General features: G+C 43.0%; 13 protein-coding genes. 7 read left to right on the forward strand and 6 right to left on the reverse strand.

The genetic code is table 11. The features are described 5' to 3' along the window. Positions 1 to 439: 439 nt before the first annotated feature. Positions 440 to 1,624 (reverse strand): AbrB family transcriptional regulator, encoded by a 1,185-nt coding sequence (locus V7K62_RS29475; protein ID WP_334870470.1) that lies wholly within the window; start codon positions 1,622 to 1,624, stop codon positions 440 to 442. Between the two features lie 227 nt (positions 1,625 to 1,851). On the opposite strand from V7K62_RS29475, the gene V7K62_RS29480 reads away from it, so the two are divergent. After that, a complete protein-coding gene (locus V7K62_RS29480; protein WP_334870472.1) occupies positions 1,852 to 2,484 on the forward strand; it encodes a retropepsin-like domain-containing protein in 633 nt (210 codons plus the stop codon). Positions 2,485 to 2,599: 115 nt separating this feature from the next. Here V7K62_RS29480 and V7K62_RS29485 read toward each other — a convergent pair whose 3' ends face one another. From V7K62_RS29485 to V7K62_RS29500, 4 genes are all read right to left on the reverse strand, one after another. Further along, a complete protein-coding gene (locus V7K62_RS29485) occupies positions 2,600 to 3,196 on the reverse strand; it encodes a hypothetical protein (protein ID WP_334870474.1) in 597 nt (198 codons plus the stop codon). Positions 3,197 to 3,605: 409 nt separating this feature from the next. Next, positions 3,606 to 3,956, reverse strand: a complete 351-nt coding sequence (locus V7K62_RS29490; protein ID WP_012407317.1) for a DUF1257 domain-containing protein — start codon at positions 3,954 to 3,956, stop codon at positions 3,606 to 3,608. A gap of 141 nt (positions 3,957 to 4,097) precedes the next feature. Beyond that, a complete protein-coding gene (ycf46, locus tag V7K62_RS29495) occupies positions 4,098 to 5,609 on the reverse strand; it encodes a stress-responsive protein Ycf46 (protein WP_334870475.1) in 1,512 nt (503 codons plus the stop codon). A 78-nt stretch (positions 5,610 to 5,687) separates the two neighbouring features. Next, a complete protein-coding gene (locus V7K62_RS29500; RefSeq protein WP_334870477.1) occupies positions 5,688 to 6,041 on the reverse strand; it encodes a hypothetical protein in 354 nt (117 codons plus the stop codon). 632 nt (positions 6,042 to 6,673) lie between these two features. Here V7K62_RS29500 and V7K62_RS29505 point away from each other — a divergent pair. The 4 genes from V7K62_RS29505 (at position 6,674) to V7K62_RS29520 (ending at position 12,775) form a co-directional block, all read left to right on the forward strand. Then, positions 6,674 to 7,192: a hypothetical protein gene (locus V7K62_RS29505; RefSeq protein WP_334870479.1), complete on the forward strand. Its 519-nt coding sequence runs from the start codon at positions 6,674 to 6,676 to the stop codon at positions 7,190 to 7,192. Between the two features lie 196 nt (positions 7,193 to 7,388). Continuing rightward, a complete protein-coding gene (locus V7K62_RS29510) occupies positions 7,389 to 8,543 on the forward strand; it encodes an NAD-dependent epimerase/dehydratase family protein (protein WP_334870481.1) in 1,155 nt (384 codons plus the stop codon). A gap of 377 nt (positions 8,544 to 8,920) precedes the next feature. After that, complete coding sequence (locus tag V7K62_RS29515) at positions 8,921 to 10,066, forward strand: glycosyltransferase family 4 protein (RefSeq protein ID WP_334870483.1); 1,146 nt, start codon at positions 8,921 to 8,923, stop codon at positions 10,064 to 10,066. Between the two features lie 108 nt (positions 10,067 to 10,174). Further along, entirely contained in the window at positions 10,175 to 12,775 is a 2,601-nt protein-coding gene (locus tag V7K62_RS29520) for a GAF domain-containing protein (protein ID WP_334870485.1), read from the forward strand. A gap of 47 nt (positions 12,776 to 12,822) precedes the next feature. Here V7K62_RS29520 and V7K62_RS29525 read toward each other — a convergent pair whose 3' ends face one another. Then, positions 12,823 to 13,098 carry a DUF7219 family protein gene (locus tag V7K62_RS29525; RefSeq protein WP_334870487.1) on the reverse strand — a complete coding sequence of 92 codons (276 nt, stop codon included), beginning with the start codon at positions 13,096 to 13,098 and terminating at the stop codon, positions 12,823 to 12,825. Positions 13,099 to 13,732: 634 nt separating this feature from the next. Between V7K62_RS29525 and purC the strand changes: the two genes are divergently transcribed. Then, entirely contained in the window at positions 13,733 to 14,470 is a 738-nt protein-coding gene (gene purC / locus V7K62_RS29530) for a phosphoribosylaminoimidazolesuccinocarboxamide synthase (protein WP_334870519.1), read from the forward strand. A gap of 182 nt (positions 14,471 to 14,652) precedes the next feature. Continuing rightward, positions 14,653 to 17,166 (forward strand): BamA/TamA family outer membrane protein, encoded by a 2,514-nt coding sequence (locus V7K62_RS29535; RefSeq protein ID WP_334870489.1) that lies wholly within the window; start codon positions 14,653 to 14,655, stop codon positions 17,164 to 17,166. The last annotated feature ends 65 nt before the right edge of the window (positions 17,167 to 17,231 follow it).

The following is a 17,231-nucleotide window of genomic DNA, read 5'->3' on the forward strand; positions in this document are numbered from 1 at the left end:
TAATGCCTTATTTCAAGGGAGCATCCCAATTTTGCTTAAATCTTTTCCCTCACCCCCAGCCCCTCTCCCATCTTTGGGAGAGGGGCTGGGGGTGAGGGGATGAGGGCTATCAAGGTTTTTGCACATTTGGGATGCTCCTTATTTCAATTGCCGCTTTGCTTAACCCAACCTACTGGAACAGCACAGCTAAAATAGTGCATTAGACGTAGGTTGGGTGGAGCGGAGCGCAACCCAACAGATATCAGGATGTTGGGTTACGCAAAGCCTCCACCCAACCTACAATTTTTTTGCAACATTTTAGCCTTGTCACGGCAGAAAAGATATATTTTGGAATGCAAAAATGAGTCTTTTAGCTGCGTTAACGAGTCTTTGATACTCGTGAACAAGCATAAAAACTCTACTCTTTTACCCAATGCCCAATGCCCAATGCCTTTATCAATTAAACTGGTTCAGAAACTTGTTCATCTAGACGGCGAAACAAAAACACCCAAAGAGGTAGGGAACTATTAATTGCAATTAGTCGCACTAAATGACCGGTTGTGACAATTTCAACATTATGATTCAATGCCAGGGAAACCAGGATCATTTCTGCTGATCCTCCTGGTGCTGTAACTAAAAGACAGGTTAACCAGTCCCAAGAGGTTAATTGCATTGCAAGTATAGCAGCGATCGCTCCGGCGATGAGAGTCATACCCACAGACATGAAGGCATAGCCGACAGTCCCCTTTTTAAAGTTGGGTTTGTCTCCCCAATATTCACCAATAGTAATTCCCAGGAGCATTTGACCCAATAAGTTTATTATTGGCGGCGGACTAAAGCTAATATCATCCATAAAAGGCAGCCAATGTAGCAAAGGATTAAACCCGATACCAATCAACAATGCACCAAAGAAATCGCCAGCGGGAATTTTAAATAATATAGCTGGATAAACTACTAATCCAGTGATTAGGAGTACTAACAAGAGTAATTCTAGTTGAGATGGATCGAGATTGAGCCAAGCAGCGTTGATTGGGAGTGTTTGCGGATAGTCATTACCAGTTGATGTCCTAGCGATGAAGGGAATTAGAATAACTACACAGGTGACGCGAATCGCCTGAACTAGGGCAACCAAGCTAACATTTTTATTGTAATCGGCTGCGATCGCTGCCATAATTCCTACACCACCAGGAACTGTAGCCAGCATTGCTGTAAATAGGTTGGTTTTGCTGAGGCGCGAGTAAATGTAACCGATACAGCCTCCACTCAGCAGCAGAAATAAGGTAAGAAAAATAAATATGGGAATACTAGAAGCAACATTAGCTAGATTAGCGTGGGCATTGGAAGCGCCGACAGTTAAGCCGACAAGTGCCATTCCCACTTTTCTAGCGGTGCGGTTAGGTTGGGGGGAATATTGATAAAAAATTCGACACCCTTGAAGAACTACTGTACCAGCCGCAATCCCGCCAAATATCCAGGCAATCCTGCCAATTTGGAACTTTGCGAGGAGTAAACCCAGAGGTAATGCCAGAAGCATTTCCAAGACAAGGACAATTAGTTGCTTCCCAAATAGCTGTTGTTTGCTAGCAACAGGATGTTGATGAGTGTGTTCTTCTAAGCTGGGAGTAGCACTTACACTTTGATTCATCGATACTAAGCTTTTTTCTCAGTCTAAGCTATAGGCGCAAAAGTGGATCTCCGGCGATGCGATCGCACATTACCAGAAACAAGCAAAATGATACAGGTGTAGGGTTTAGTTCTAGTGGTGAGTTTATTTTAGATTTAGATTTAAGTCAGGTTTGGTAACTCACATCTTGCACCAGACAATTAAAATAGTGCCAGAGATATTCCACATCCACAGACAAAATTAAATATATGAACACAACTCCCTCTAAAAGAGAAACAGATGAAATGTTCAAGTGGTTAAATCGTAACCGCCAGATGTTATTAGATTTGTATAAAAATCAATATATTGCTTACAATGCGAATGGAATAATTGCTCAAAGTGAGAACTTACGCGAAGTTTTAGCATTAGCTAATGCTGCGAAACAGCCTTTTTTAATTTACCTAGTTCCGCGTCGCACTGCTTCTATAGAAATTTTACCAATTCGCTTCCGCAGCATCGCTCGCCATGATTGGCAACCAAATTATAGTGTTATTTTAAAACACAGAGATATAGAATCTAATACAACAATGTTAGTAGATTCTGGTGCTGAATTAAGTTTAATTTCATTAAAAGTTGGTCAAGATTTAGGCTATGCTTTGGCTGATTCCGAATCAACTTTGTTGGCAGAAACTATAGGGGGCAGAGTTGAGTACGTTTTACGTAATGTCGAAATGACAATTGATGAACACAATTTTATTACTCCTGTAGCATGGTTACAAAGCAACACAGGCGGAGAACAATTGCTTTTAGGGCGAGAAGTTGTATTTGATAAATTTAATATTGAATTTAGGCAAGCTGAGGAGCAAATTATTTTTACATGGCGTGAAGATTTGAAGTCATAAATTCAATAATTTAATAGTGTTCAACGAAATGTGGCTCACTAGCTTAAGGGTTCAATAACCCATGTTTGACAGCTTCGCTCAGGGTAGTAGCTTTTCTTAAAAGAGCGATAACTATCTATAGAACACCATTAGTTGTATACATAACAATATGTGGAAAATCTATTGACTCAATACCTATGATCCAGAAACCATCTTCTGTCCAACCATCAAGAAATGCTGCAAACCTTAGCTCGTATTCATTTTCAAAAGGAATCTCAAACCGTTGATTAATGGCAGCATGGAATAATCGATTACGCCAATTCGTATCCATGCTGATATCATGTCGTAAGTTGCAGACAATCTCCCAGGCAATTTCTTGGAGTGGGACACCTGGAGATGTCGATAATTGAGCTATTGGTAACTCTTCATCAGCCCAAAAGCTAAAAACTCCTAGCCCACGCTGAGTTGGTTTCCACCCACGTTTTAAAGCTAACAAGATAGCTGATTTTACGAGAGAAGGGCTAATTGAACGTTGCTGTACCAGACAACGCCAATCTCCGGCCTCATCATGAACGTAAGTATTATGGTATCTGAATCTAGCAATCAATCGCTGTCCTTGAATATCCTTTTGCTCAACGATCAACCACATATAACCACTATCAGGTGAAACAACCCATTGATAAGTTGTTTTATCTACAGAGATTGTGCGTGTCCCTTTTTTTGGAAGCCCCATTTATTCCTCCTAACTGTAATAGTATCAAGTGATACAGCTATGGGAGTAAGTCAATTTCAATACGAGCAGAAAGATAATATTTTTGGTTATATCCATTCCAAAGTTTCTTGACATCTGCAACATTTATTACTGCTGCAACTAGCTTATAACAAAACTCTTTTTCTTGTCCTGAAGGTTTAAAAGGTTCACCTAAGCTAATTGTTTCTTCTAGATAAGCTATTCTCTCTGCTTGAAGCTTTTAGAGTACTCAAGGTGCTGCTACTGTAATAATAACCAAAAATAATAGTCAAATTAAGAGTTATAACTAAAAATCGGGACTGAGAAATAAATCTCAGTCCCGATAAAAAAGCGGGCTAACCGCTATTTATATGGTTAACCCGTGCAGCTTTGGGAACGCGCAGAGAAATTGTTATTGCAATACCAACTTCACGTTAGCGTTTTGCAGACCGCGTTGTTTCACTTCAGCCAAAGTTTTGTTAACGGCATACTTTTGGTTGATTGAGTTGATCAACTCGGTTTGGTTGTGCTTCTTAGCAACTCCCCACAAGTCAGCGATTAGATCAAAAGAACCATCGCTGTTGCGAGACCAGCCGAGGTCATATTCGCCATCCAACATAGCAACGATGTCAGAACGGACACGCTGACCGTTATAACCACGGACATCAGCTTCAGTCTTTACGCTGATACCTAAGTCGCGCAAGGAAGCCTTGAGGATTTCGGCATCGGTGATTTTGGTACGCAGGGTGCTAAAGTGAGACATTTGGGTTTCCTCCAATGAGAAGATTGAGAAAAACGACAACGGTTTGTTTTCGGCGAAGCCGCGCTTAAAAGGATGCGGCTTTTCTTATAACTGCTAGCATTTTCAGCTAGCCTTTCCCCCTGGGATGGCAGAGGAAAGCTTTTAAAACTCCATTCGCTGATATTCAGCTACGGAGGATGCTGCGGGGCGTGCGCGCTGTCTGGCCCAATCTCTCAGAGCCGTTACTTGTTCTTGCATCGTTCGAGACAGCGGTAATGTTGCCTTCAGTGCAGCAATAATATCTAGTTGGGTGAACTCCCGATCTTGGGCAAAAGCTTCATACATTGCCGCAACGATCGCTTGCTCAACTTCTGCCCCAGAAAAGCCATCAGACATCTTGGCTAGTTGCTCAAGATCAAATCGAGAGATGTCTTCACGGCGTTTCGTCAGGTGAATATTGAAAATCTGCTGCCGTTCTTCCGGTGTTGGCAGATCGACAAAGAAAATTTCATCAAAGCGTCCTTTCCTCAAGAACTCGCCAGGTAAGCGTTCTACTCGGTTGGCGGTTGCCATTACAAACACTGGTGATTTCTTATCCTGCATCCATGTGAGGAAGGAGCCGAAGATTCTACTAGAAGTCCCTCCATCAGAATCAGAAGAACCTCCACTACCAGCAAAGGATTTATCCAATTCGTCGATAAACAAAATCGCTGGGGAAATAGATTCTGCTGTTTTCAGGGCGTTTCGCAGATTTGCTTCACTTCGTCCCACCATTGAGCCGTCGTAAACTCGCCCCATATCCAACCGCAACAGTGGCAAACCCCACAGTCGGGAAGTAGTTTTGGCAATTAACGATTTACCGCAACCGGGAACTCCGAGAATTAACATCCCTTTTGGTTGAGGCAAACCATACTCTCTCGCTCTTTCTGTGAAAGCGTTAGAGCGTTGCTTGAGCCATCTTTTTAACTCTTCTAAGCCACCTACAGCATCAATGGTTTCATCTTCTTCAATGTATTCTAAGATCCCATTGCGCCGAATTAGTTGCTTTTTCTCAGATAAAACGATATCTACTTCATCTTCCGTCAAACGCCCTGTAGTTACCTGTGCCTTTCGGTAGACTTTCTCAGCTTCATCTTTAGTTAGACCCAAAGCTGCTCTGAGAAGCTTTTCTCTGGCTTCTGTTGTCAACCGCCGACCACGATTTTGGTCTACGTGCTGAGTTAGTACTTTATTCAACTCTGCCATATCTGGCAGTGTAAAGTCGATAACAACAACTTCTTTTTCCAACTCTATAGGTACTTGTTGCATCGGTGACATCAAAATGATGTTCTTTTGCGTACCTTTAAAGCTAGCGATCGCATCACGTAACGATCTATTTGTTGCAGGCGCATCTATAAAGGGGTGTAAATCTTTAAGAATAAATATACTGGGTTCTTTCTGCCGGATGATCCACTCAATGGCCGCCTCTGGAGATACAGTATTATGTTGGGTGACATTCCGGGGTTGACCATACTCCACAATCCCGTGCGTTACCGTCCAAATAAATACTCGGCGCTGGGGCTTTAACAACTGGGCGATGGTGGAAACTGCTAGCTCGGCCCGCTCTTCCTCGGAGGTCACAAGGTAGATTAAAGGGTATTGAGCTTGAATTAGGATACTGAGCTCTTCTTTCATACTTCGACCTACTTGAGACCTTATAGAGACAGTAGAGACATTGCTTCTGGTAAAGACAACCGAATCATGAATATCTATCTAGCAAGGAACTAACTCTTCCTCACCTTTGGGATTGGTTTCATCTTCATCCATCTCATTAATAGAAAGATGCTCTTGACCAACTACTCCTGGTTGATTGCCTAAAGTAACCAGTTCCCCATCACGTAATACTAGTGAACTATCGCAAGTTGGGCATGAATAAACTCTATGAGTCCGCCCATAAGCAGAGTCTTCTAACTCGTCAACCAACTCTTGATTAGACAGGTAAAAACCAAGGGCACGTTCGGCAAGTTCTGACATTGGTTCGGAATCAACTGCTGAACGAATCTTCAGTTTTCTGTGCAACTCTGGCGATAAATACAAAGTGACCTTTTGCTTAGTTTGCGTTTGCATATAACTCTTTAACGGTCTTACCCGGGTATGTATATCAAGTTATCGGTTCTTCTATTGGTTGTCAAGACAGCAAAACGTTTTAACGGCACTTTTGTTACATTTGTTTACAATTGGGGTTGAAATGCTGTTTATTGAGTGATAAATAGCTGATTACAAACCTCTCAGAATTAATCAGGACTTACGCACTCAAAACCTGAAACCTCAATGGAAATTAGCGATTGGTAATTAATGATTGCCTGAGTGGGCTTATTTTTTAACTATTTGGAGTGTAAACGGATTAAAGTTGAACACCTTTCCGGTTGTAAACAACTGATATCCATAAGAGATGCCAGCGAATGACACCAGCAGAGAAAAAAGGGACACAGAGCCGAATACCATTAGAATTGCCCAAATCGGTGATATGGTATTCATCCCCATTCACCCAAAGAAAGCGCGTGGATGCGAGATGCCACATGCGAATGTGGTAAGCCAGAAATATCCTAAATATGATTGAATTTTTAATCAGCGCTCTTTTGGTGCAGTTTATTCAGCAGTTTACGGATTCGGGAATAGCTAGTAAATTGGCGAAGGTATTGATCTGAGTTTCTGGTATTTCTATAAAATCAGCGACTTTGGCAAAATGTGTAATGTAAATGGCTACTGCTAATAAAATCTGTAGTCTGGGGCGAAGAATTTATCGGTTTGCCGCCAGCGTTAGCGGAGTTATTGCCCTGTTAATAATTCTGTGGGGTTGTACTACAAATGATTTTAACGCCGGAGCGATCGCCTGGAAAACTTATAGCAACTCCCGTTATGGCTTTGAATTTCCATATCCGAGTAACTGGACTTCTTTAGCAGCCCCAGCAAATGATGATGGAATTGCGTTTATTTCACCACAGGATAACTCAGTGGAAATTCGGGGGTGGGCAAGTCAGCAGCTACCAAACGATCAAGAGTCGGTGAAAAAGGTAAAATCCAACTTTCAGACCGTCCAAGGAGTATCTGGGGTGCTGGTTGTAGAAGTTGATCAACGAGTAGGTTCGATGAGACTGACGCTAACTCAGAGTCAAGTGAAATACTGTTTGCAGGGACGAAGCAAGAGCAAAAAATTTCCAGATTACTATCGTTTGTTTTATTACATTGCCCAGCAGTATCGGATTTCCAAGTCTTGAAAGATTGGGCATGGGGCAATTCAATTTTGGATTTTGGATTTTAGATTTTGGATTAAATTTCAATTCTTTAATCCAAAATCCAAAATCTAAAATTCTCACTCCCCACTCCCCAAAATCCACATCTTTGCCAGAATGATGATTAAGAGGGGACATAAACCTGATAGATTTAGCTATCAGCGAGTAAAAACTGGTTAAGATGAAAGTCCTGGTTATTGGTGGTGATGGATATTGCGGTTGGGCAACTGCTCTTTACCTTTCCAATCGAGGTTATGAAGTTGGAATTTTAGATAGTTTGGTGCGGCGGCACTGGGATAATGAACTAGGTGTCGAAACTCTCACTCCGATCGCACTAATTCAGCAACGTCTCCAGCGCTGGCAAGATTTGACAGGTAAATCGATTGACTTGTTCATCGGCGATATTACGAATTACGAGTTTCTTCATAAAACATTACAGCAATTTCAGCCAAATGCCCTTGTGCATTTTGGTGAACAGCGTTCAGCCCCATTTTCCATGATTGACCGAGAACATGCTGTTCTCACCCAGGTCAATAATGTAGTTGGTACGTTGAACTTACTGTACGCCATGCGGGAAGATTTCCCGGACTGTCATTTGGTGAAGTTGGGGACGATGGGTGAATACGGTACACCCAACATTGATATAGAAGAAGGGTATATCACCATTGAACACAATGGACGCAAAGATACCCTACCTTATCCCAAGCAGCCCGGTTCAATGTACCATTTAAGCAAAGTCCATGATAGTCATAACATTCACTTTGCTTGCCGGATTTGGGGATTGCGGGCAACGGATTTAAATCAGGGTGTAGTTTATGGCGTCTTAACCGAAGAAACGGGGATGGACGAACTATTGATTAATCGGCTGGATTATGATGGTGTGTTTGGTACAGCGCTAAACCGCTTTTGTATTCAAGCAGCGATCGCACACCCCTTAACCGTCTATGGTAAAGGTGGGCAAACTCGCGGATTTTTGGATATTCGGGATACAGTCCGATGTGTGGAATTAGCGATCGCTAACCCTGCCGAGGCTGGTGAATTCCGCGTATTTAATCAATTTACCGAACAATTTAGCGTCGGCGAATTGGCATTGATGGTGAAAAAAGCTGGTAACGCTATGGGATTGAACGTAGAAATCAATCATTTAGATAATCCCAGAGTCGAGAAAGAAGAACATTATTTCAACGCTAAAAACACTAAATTGCTCGATTTAGGTTTACAGCCTCACTTGCTCTCTGATTCTCTCCTCGATTCTCTGTTAAACTTTGCCATCAAGTATCAAAAACGAGTTGATCACAAACAAATTATGCCCAAAGTCTCTTGGCACAGAAATTAACGTAAACCCCACTAAGGTTTGATTAAGGTGTACAGTCCTTAATGATCCCCCTATTTCGCCCTTAAAAAGGGGGAAATAGGGCTATTCTTAGCCCCCTTTTTTAAGGGGGTTGGGGGATCGAGTCTTATCCAAACCGTATTAACGTAAACCCCAGTAAATCGTGGGTTTAAAACAGGCCGTTCTATTTTAGCACAATATGACGACCAGTCAGTTATTATTTCTCAGGCGTATCGTCCAGCTATTACTAACTTTGCCGTTTACCACAGTTATTATGACTGTGCAGAATTGATTACAGCACGCGAGACAGTTTACTCTGTGTTTAATAGCAAAATACACTCTTAAGCTGAGATTATCTGCCTGTACTGAATAGATTTTATATGAGAATTGCCCTATTTACCGAAACCTTTTTACCCAAGGTTGACGGCATTGTAACGCGCCTACGCCATACTGTTGACCATCTACAGCGCAGTGGTAATCAAGTGCTGGTAATTGCCCCTGATGGAGGCATAACTGAACACAAAGGCGCTAAAGTTTACGGTGTTACTGGCTTTCCTCTGCCATTGTATCCAGAATTGCAAATGGCATTACCCCGCCCAGCTATTGGTTATGTTTTAGAAGAGTTTAAGCCTGATGTTATTCATGTCGTAAATCCAGCAGTTTTGGGTTTAGCAGGTATATTTTATAGCAAAATCCTCAAAATCCCCTTAGTGGCGTCTTATCATACCCATTTACCCCAATATCTCCAGCATTACGGCTTGGGGATGCTGGAAGGGTTTCTTTGGGAACTGCTGAAAGGCGCTCATAATCAAGCAGCTTTGAATCTGTGTACCTCCACAGCAATGGTTGAGGAACTGACAGCACACGGTATTGAACGTGTAGATTTATGGCAGCGCGGGGTAGATACAGAATTATTTCACCCCGATTTAGCTAGTGTAGAGATGCGATCGCGTTTATCACAAAATCATCCAGAAAGTCCATTGCTACTTTACGTTGGGCGGCTTTCCGCTGAAAAAGAAATTGAGCGCATCAAACCAATTTTAGAAGCAATTCCCCAAGCGCGGTTGGCATTGGTTGGGGATGGGCCGCACCGTCAAACATTGCAAAAACACTTTGCTGGCACAAACACTTATTTTGTTGGGTATCTTATGGGGCAAGAGTTAGGTTCTGCCTTTGCGAGTGCTGATGCCTTCATCTTTCCCTCCCGTACAGAAACACTAGGTTTAGTACTACTAGAAGCGATGGCTGCTGGCTGTCCCGTGGTAGCAGCCCGTTCCGGGGGAATTCCTGATATTGTGACAGATGGCGTAAATGGATATCTTTTTGAGCCAACAGCAGATGTTCAAGGGGCATTAGCTGCTACTGTTCGACTTTTAGAACAAAAACAACAACGAGACATCATCCGTAAAAATGCTCGCCAGGAAGCAGAAAGTTGGGGTTGGGCAGCTGCCACCAGGCAGCTACAAGATTACTATCAAAAAGTGATATTTTCTGAAAAGTTGGCAAAATCAGGGAGTACGAAGTAGGGAGTAGAGAGTGGGGAGATGAGAGGGACAAGGGGGACAAAGAAAATAAGCATTCCCCATACCCAAAATCTAAAATCTAAAATCTAAAATCTAAAATCTAAAATTACCATGACACTCCCCAACCCTGGCAGCGTCTTGGCTACATTAACTGAACTGACTCAAGTTAATCGTACTCACGCCCTACTGCGTCGCGTCAAAGACTTATCTGTTAATGAATTTGTTTGCTTACTCGACTTCATAACTGCTGAGTTCCAGCAATTTCTTAGAGCTATTGAACTGATCAATAATGAAGCTCTAGAAACTATGTTGGAGAAGGTGCTAGAAGCTATCACACTCAAAATTGGTCAAATCCTCCAAGCAGAACATACAGCCATTTTTTTAGTTGACTATGACAAAGGTCAACTGTGGTCAAAAGTTCCTCAAGATAATACCCAAAAATTCTTAGAAATTCGTATTCCGATTACAGTGGGTATCCCTGGCCATGTTGCTAGTACAGGTCAATATCTCAATATATCTGAAACTTATACTCACCCCCTATTTAGCCCAGAACTTGAAAAACAAATGGGCTACAAAATCCGTAATATTTTATGTATGCCCGTTATCAGTAGCAAAAACCAGACTGTAGCGGTAGTGCAACTAGCTAATAAAACCGGGAATGTTCCGTTTAATCATGATGATGAAGAACGTTTTCGAGACTTTGCGGCTTCGATTGGTATTATCTTGGAAAGCTGCCAATCTTTTTATGTAGCCGCTCGTAATCAAAGAGGTGCAACGGCTTTGTTGCGGGCAACTCAGACACTGGGGCAAAGTTTAGATTTAGAAGCAACTTTGCAGATAGTCATGGAGCAAGCTCGAATTTTAATGCAAGCAGACCGCAGCACACTGTTTTTATATCGTAAAGAGATGAGCGAACTCTGGACGAAAGTTGCAGCGGCAGCAGATGGCACAAACTTGATAGAAATCCGCATTCCCGCTAACCGTGGCATTGCTGGCTATGTGGCCTCCACTGGTGAAGCCTTAAATATTTCCGATGCCTACAAAGACCCCCGCTTTGACCCGACTACAGATAGAAAAACTGGGTATGTAACTCGCAATATTCTGTGTTTGCCAGTATTTAATTCTGCCAATGAATTGATTGGCGTTACACAATTAATTAATAAGCAACAAAGCAGTTTTACTGCTTCTGATGAAGAGTTTATGCGGGCTTTTAATAATCAGGCAGGAATTGCCTTAGAAAATGCTCGTCTGTTTGAAAATGTGCTGTTAGAAAAACAGTATCAAAAAGACATTTTACAAAGTCTGTCAGATGCTGTAATTTCTACAGATATGGCAGGACAGATTGTCACAATTAATGATGCGGCCCTAGAGTTGCTGGGTTTTCCGATAGGAGACGCTAATAGCAAGAACAACAAGCTTTTGTGGGAACAAAATTTGATTGGCCGCCTAGTTTGGGAAGTTGTGCCGATTGAAAATCTCCAAATGCGACTAGAAGATAGTCTAAAAACTGGAGCTAAACATTATGTGCCAGAGCAAAGTTTGATACTGGGACTTTATCAAGTGCTGAGTGAAAATCAGGAGGGGCTAAACCCTAGCTATCCGCTAACAGGACTTAGGAATCAGCATTCAATTTTAGCAGTGCGCGATCGCACTAATCCCGATATTTTTATTCCTTGGAATCAACCCCTGACTCCCCAATCGGAGTTTCTCACTTCTAATCAGGTACAAACATTAGAACGCAGTATCAATCTCACTGTTAATCCCCTGACTAACCCAGAAGGCAGTGTCCGCGGTGGTTTGGTAGTGTTGGAAGACATCAGTCAGGAAAAACGGATGAAAACTACCATGTCCCGCTACCTAACGCCTCATGTAGCTGAACAAGTGATGGCACTGGGCGAAGATGCTTTAATGGTAGGCGAACGGAAGGAAGTAACTATCTTGTTTTCTGATATCCGGGGCTACACAACACTTACGGAAAATCTCGGTGCAGCTGAGGTGGTATTGCTGCTCAATCAGTATTTTGAAACGATGGTGGAGGCGGTTTTTAACTACGAAGGTACTCTCGATAAATTTATTGGTGATGCTTTAATGGCGGTATTTGGTGCGCCGCTACCACTCACAGAAAATCATGCTTGGAGGGCTGTGCAGTCAGCGTTAGATATGAGACGCCGCCTAGAGGAATTTAACCAGCGGCGAATTATCCAGGCGCAGCCACAAATTCGTATTGGCATTGGGATTAGTTCTGGGGATGTGGTTTCTGGTAATATTGGTTCCCGCAAACGGATGGATTACACCGTAATTGGAGATGGTGTAAATTTAAGTTCGCGCTTGGAAGCGGTAACTAAGGATTATGGTTGTGATATTCTTTTAAGTGAATTTACTTATCAATTGTGCAGCGATCGCATTTGGGTGCGCCAGTTAGATAAAATTCGCGTCAAAGGGAAACACCAGGCGGTAAATATTTACGAGTTAATTGGCGATCGCAATACTCCCCTAGATACCAAAATCCAAGAGTTTTTGTTTCACTATGATACTGGACGCGCTGCTTATTTATCGCGCAACTTCTCACGAGCGATCGCCTGTTTTGAAGCCGCTAAATCTATCCAACCCCAAGACCAAGCTGTTGATATCCACCTAGAACGTGCGCGTAATTATCAACAAACGCCGCCTCCAGAGTCCTGGGATGGTATCTGGACAATGCTTACTAAGTAGTCATTTGTCATTTGTCATTGGTCAGTTCCCCATGCCCAATGCCTCATTCAACCTTGAGCCTCCCCTTGGTCATCCTGAAACGGCTCTTCGCCAATTCCTAGCTCTTTTTTTGAGCGTTTCAACTGTTTCCACAGATCCTTTATTTGTTCGTAAGCTGCACCTGGAGGCACTTTTCCACCTGTTTCTAAATTGCAAATGTAACTTACCCGTTGAGCAAATTCCTGTAGATTTGCATTAAAAACCAAGTTTTCTGGCTTTACCTGACCGTAGTAGCGACCACGAGGGAAGAGAAAATCATCCTTATTCACTATTTTTTTTTCCATTTATTCAATTCACCTGGTGTTTGAGTTTCTGAAGCCGAATCACTACCTAATCTTTGTTTTGTCAGATTGGGGAAATGAAATCATCTAACTCCTTTTCCAATTCGTGATGCAGGAATTGGTTGATTCAGATTTTGAGACTAGAGGATAAAGCTTGAAATACTTTGTGTTGTAAATATTACAAAAAAAGTTTCTGCTAAAGTAACTAGAGAGAATATTTGATTTTCCTCCCAGTTGTCAATTTATCTCATCTTAATTTATGAAGTTCAAATTGTAATTAACTTCAGCCGAAACCTTGAGGTACAAATTATTAAGACATATCAGTATGTCATAGTAAAATTTTTTCTCAAAAATAATTACAATCCTGATAGTAAAACTACTTAGGTAAACATACTAGATACGAAAGCTAATTGTCCTCTGTTAAAAGTTAGAGATTTATTTCTAAATCTTTGGCAACTGGCTATTAAGCAGCGATCCAGAAGAGCAAATTGGGCTGGGAATTGGTTATGAATTATTTTACCCTGCCCCCTGCTTCCTCTTAAATCATCACCAATGGCTAATAGTTAATAACTAAAGATAAAATGGTTAAGCCTCAGAGGACAACTTTTATCCATTGCCTAAAACTTTACCTGCCACCATGTCTGTTAATTCCAAGTTATACGAAGGCAAAGCGAAAATTCTTTATACAACGGACGATCCGGAAGTCTTGTTGGCTGATTTTAAGGATGATGCCACGGCGTTTAACGCCCAAAAGCGGGGCAACATCGAAGGGAAAGGAAAAATTAATTGTAGCATTTCCAGCCAGCTTTTTAAACAGTTGGAGGCTTATGGTATAAAGACTCACTTTATCGACAGCCCTGCTCCGAATCAAATGCGGGTGAGGGCAGTAAAGATTTTACCCTTGGAAGTGGTGATCAGAAATATTGCTGCTGGCAGTCTGTGTCAGCAAACAGGATTACCAGTGGGTACAATTCTGAAACAGCCTTTGGTTGAATTTTATTACAAAAACGATCAGTTAGGAGATCCTTTGTTGACACGCGATCGCCTGTACCTGCTAGAACTAGCGACTGCGGAACAAGTAGACGCAATTACACATCTAGCATTGCAAATCAATGAATTTCTCAATAACTTTTGGCAAAGGTGTGGCATTACCCTAGTAGACTTCAAACTAGAGTTTGGTTTGGACTCACAACAGCAGTTGCTCTTGGCAGATGAAATTAGCCCCGACACCTGCCGTTTGTGGGATACCGCAGAAAAGGACACAAATCGGCGGGTAATGGACAAAGATCGCTTTCGCCGAGACTTAGGAAATGTAGAAGATGCCTACCAGGAGGTCTTACAAAGAGTGCTAAAAGCAGTAGAAACTATAAGTTAACCAGGTAAAAACCAAAAGGTCAGAAGGAAGTATATTTAACTTTTGCCTTTTGCCTTTTGCCTTTTGCCTTGTAAAGTAAAAAAGCAAAAGAAAAAAATTATGTTTTGAGTTTTACCTTTGGCATGAGGGCATTATTGCCTTGTGATGGTGTGTGTGTGGTCGTGAATAGGAATATAAGTAAAATGCGTTTATCTCCCGTATTGCTGGCAGCAGTAGCAATTGCAGTCCCTTTGGGTGGCTCATTGAGTGCAAATGCAGAAACCGCCAACAGTTCAAAACAGACAACAGAAGTTTTGACACTAGAAACAAATCAGCAGCCAGAAAAGGATACTGGTCAGGTTAACTCTAGTAAAAGTCTAGAATCTCAACCTAAATCCATAGGGGTTATAGAGGGGGAGCGCCTGCAATCCCGCGTTGTCGCAATTTACCCTGCCAATCCAGCAGCGATGCCTGCGCCGGGCTACGCCTACGCGACCCCAAAGGTAATTGTGCCAACCTCCACAACGCCAACAACTGCACAAACCCCTCAAATCAATCCCAGCCCTACTCAACAGCCGTCTCCGGCTCCAGAAATTCCAGCGCCAGAAATTCAACAACCAACTCCTTCCCCAACTCCTTCCCCAACTCCTGAGACTACTCCAGTCCCAGAAAATGTAAATCCACCGACAACAGAACCTTTATTACCCACAACTCCAGAACCATCAGCCGCTCCAGATATTCCCCTTCCAGCTAGTCAACAAAGAACACCTGCGCCATTCCCAGGCACTACTCCCAGTCCTCAGAATGTTAACCCACCGACAACTCCGGGCAATACTCAACCCAACACAGCCCCAGAAGCCAATGATCCTCGCGTACTGGTATCGGAAGTAGTAGTTAGATCCCAGGCTGGCCAACTATCACCAGAACTGGAAAGCCAAGTTTACAGAGTAATTCGTACCCAACCAGGACAAACAACCACCCGCAGCCAACTGCAAGAAGATATTAACGCCATCTTTGGTACTGGCTTCTTCTCCAACGTCCAAGCAGCGCCAGAAGATACCCCCTTGGGAGTGCGGGTGAGCTTTGTTGTACAGCCTAACCCCGTTCTCAGCAAAGTAGAAGTGCAAGCCAATCCTGGCACTGGTGTCGCTTCTGTACTACCAGCTAATACTGTGGATGAAGTATTTCGGGAGCAGTATGGCAAAATCCTCAACTTGCGTGACTTGCAAGAAGGCATCAAGCAGTTAAACAAGCGGTATCAAGACCAAGGCTACGTCCTAGCCAACGTGATTGGAGCGCCACAAGTCTCTGAAAGCGGAGTTGTTACCTTACAAGTAGCAGAAGGTGTAGTAGAGAATATTAGAGTCCGGTTCCGCAATAAAGATGGTCAGGAGACAGACGAGAAGGGACAACCAATTCGGGGACGGACACAGGATTACATCATTACACGAGAATTGGAGTTGAAGCCAGGACAAATATTCAATCGCAACACAGTACAAAAAGACCTACAGCGCGTGTATGGACTAGGACTGTTTGAAGATGTGAATGTGTCTCTTGACCCTGGTACTGACCCCAGCAAGGTGGATGTAGTAGTGAATGTAGCTGAACGTAGCAGCGGTTCTATTGCGGCTGGGGCAGGGATTAGTTCTGCTAGCGGACTTTTTGGAACAGTTAGCTATCAACAGCAAAACCTGAACGGTAGGAACCAAAAACTGGGGACAGAAATACAGGTGGGAGAACGGGAACTGCTGTTTGACGTGCGGTATACCGACCCCTGGATCGCAGGAGATCCTTACCGGACTTCCTACACAACCAATATTTTCCGCCGCAGTTCTATTTCATTGATTTTTGATGGCAAAGATGAAGACATTAGGACGTTTAATCCTGGTAATCCCACCGATGTAGATTCTCACGATCGCCCCCGGATTCTCCGTCTAGGTGGTGGTGTCACCTTTACCCGTCCCCTGTCTGCCAATCCTTATAAAACTTCTGTCTGGACTGCCTCAGCGGGTTTACAGTATCAACGAGTTTCCGCCCGTGATGCTGATGGTAATCTTAGAAAAACAGGAGCGGTATTTGATGATAATACTGGAAACCGGATCAGTGAGGAAATTCCACTGACCCTATCTAACAGCGGTCAAGACGATTTACTACTGTTGCAAGTAGGGGCACAGCGGGATCTCCGTAATAACCCCCTGCAACCCACTAGCGGTTCTTATCTCCGCTTTGGGGTCGATCAGTCGGTTCCCATCGGACTAGGCAACATCTTCCTCACCAGATTGCGGGGTAGCTACAGCCAGTATTTACCCATTAAGCTGATTAGCCTCAGTAAAGGGGCACAAACCTTAGCATTTAACCTGCAAGCAGGAACCATCCTCGGTGACTTGCCTCCCTACGAAGCCTTTACCCTTGGGGGTAGCAACTCCGTCCGGGGTTATGAAGAAGGAGCATTAGGTAGTGGACGCTCTTATGTGCAAGCATCAGTTGAGTATCGGTTTCCAGTCTTTTCAGTAGTCAGTGGCGCACTATTTTTTGATCTCGGCAGTGACCTGGGAACTAGTACTAGGGCCGCTGAAGTGTTGAACAAAAATGGCAGTGGCTATGGTTATGGTCTTGGCGTTCGCGTCCAGTCTCCACTGGGGCCAATTCGGATTGACTACGGTATCAACGATGACGGTGATAGCCGGATTAATTTCGGTATTGGCGAAAGATTTTAATTTGTCATTAGTCAGTAAGTAAGTAGGTGAGAATAAATCAAAGTAGATTAAGTAATGTAAAAAAT

The organism is Nostoc sp. (assembly GCF_036917935.1).
GTDB lineage: Bacteria > Cyanobacteriota > Cyanobacteriia > Cyanobacteriales > Nostocaceae > Nostoc.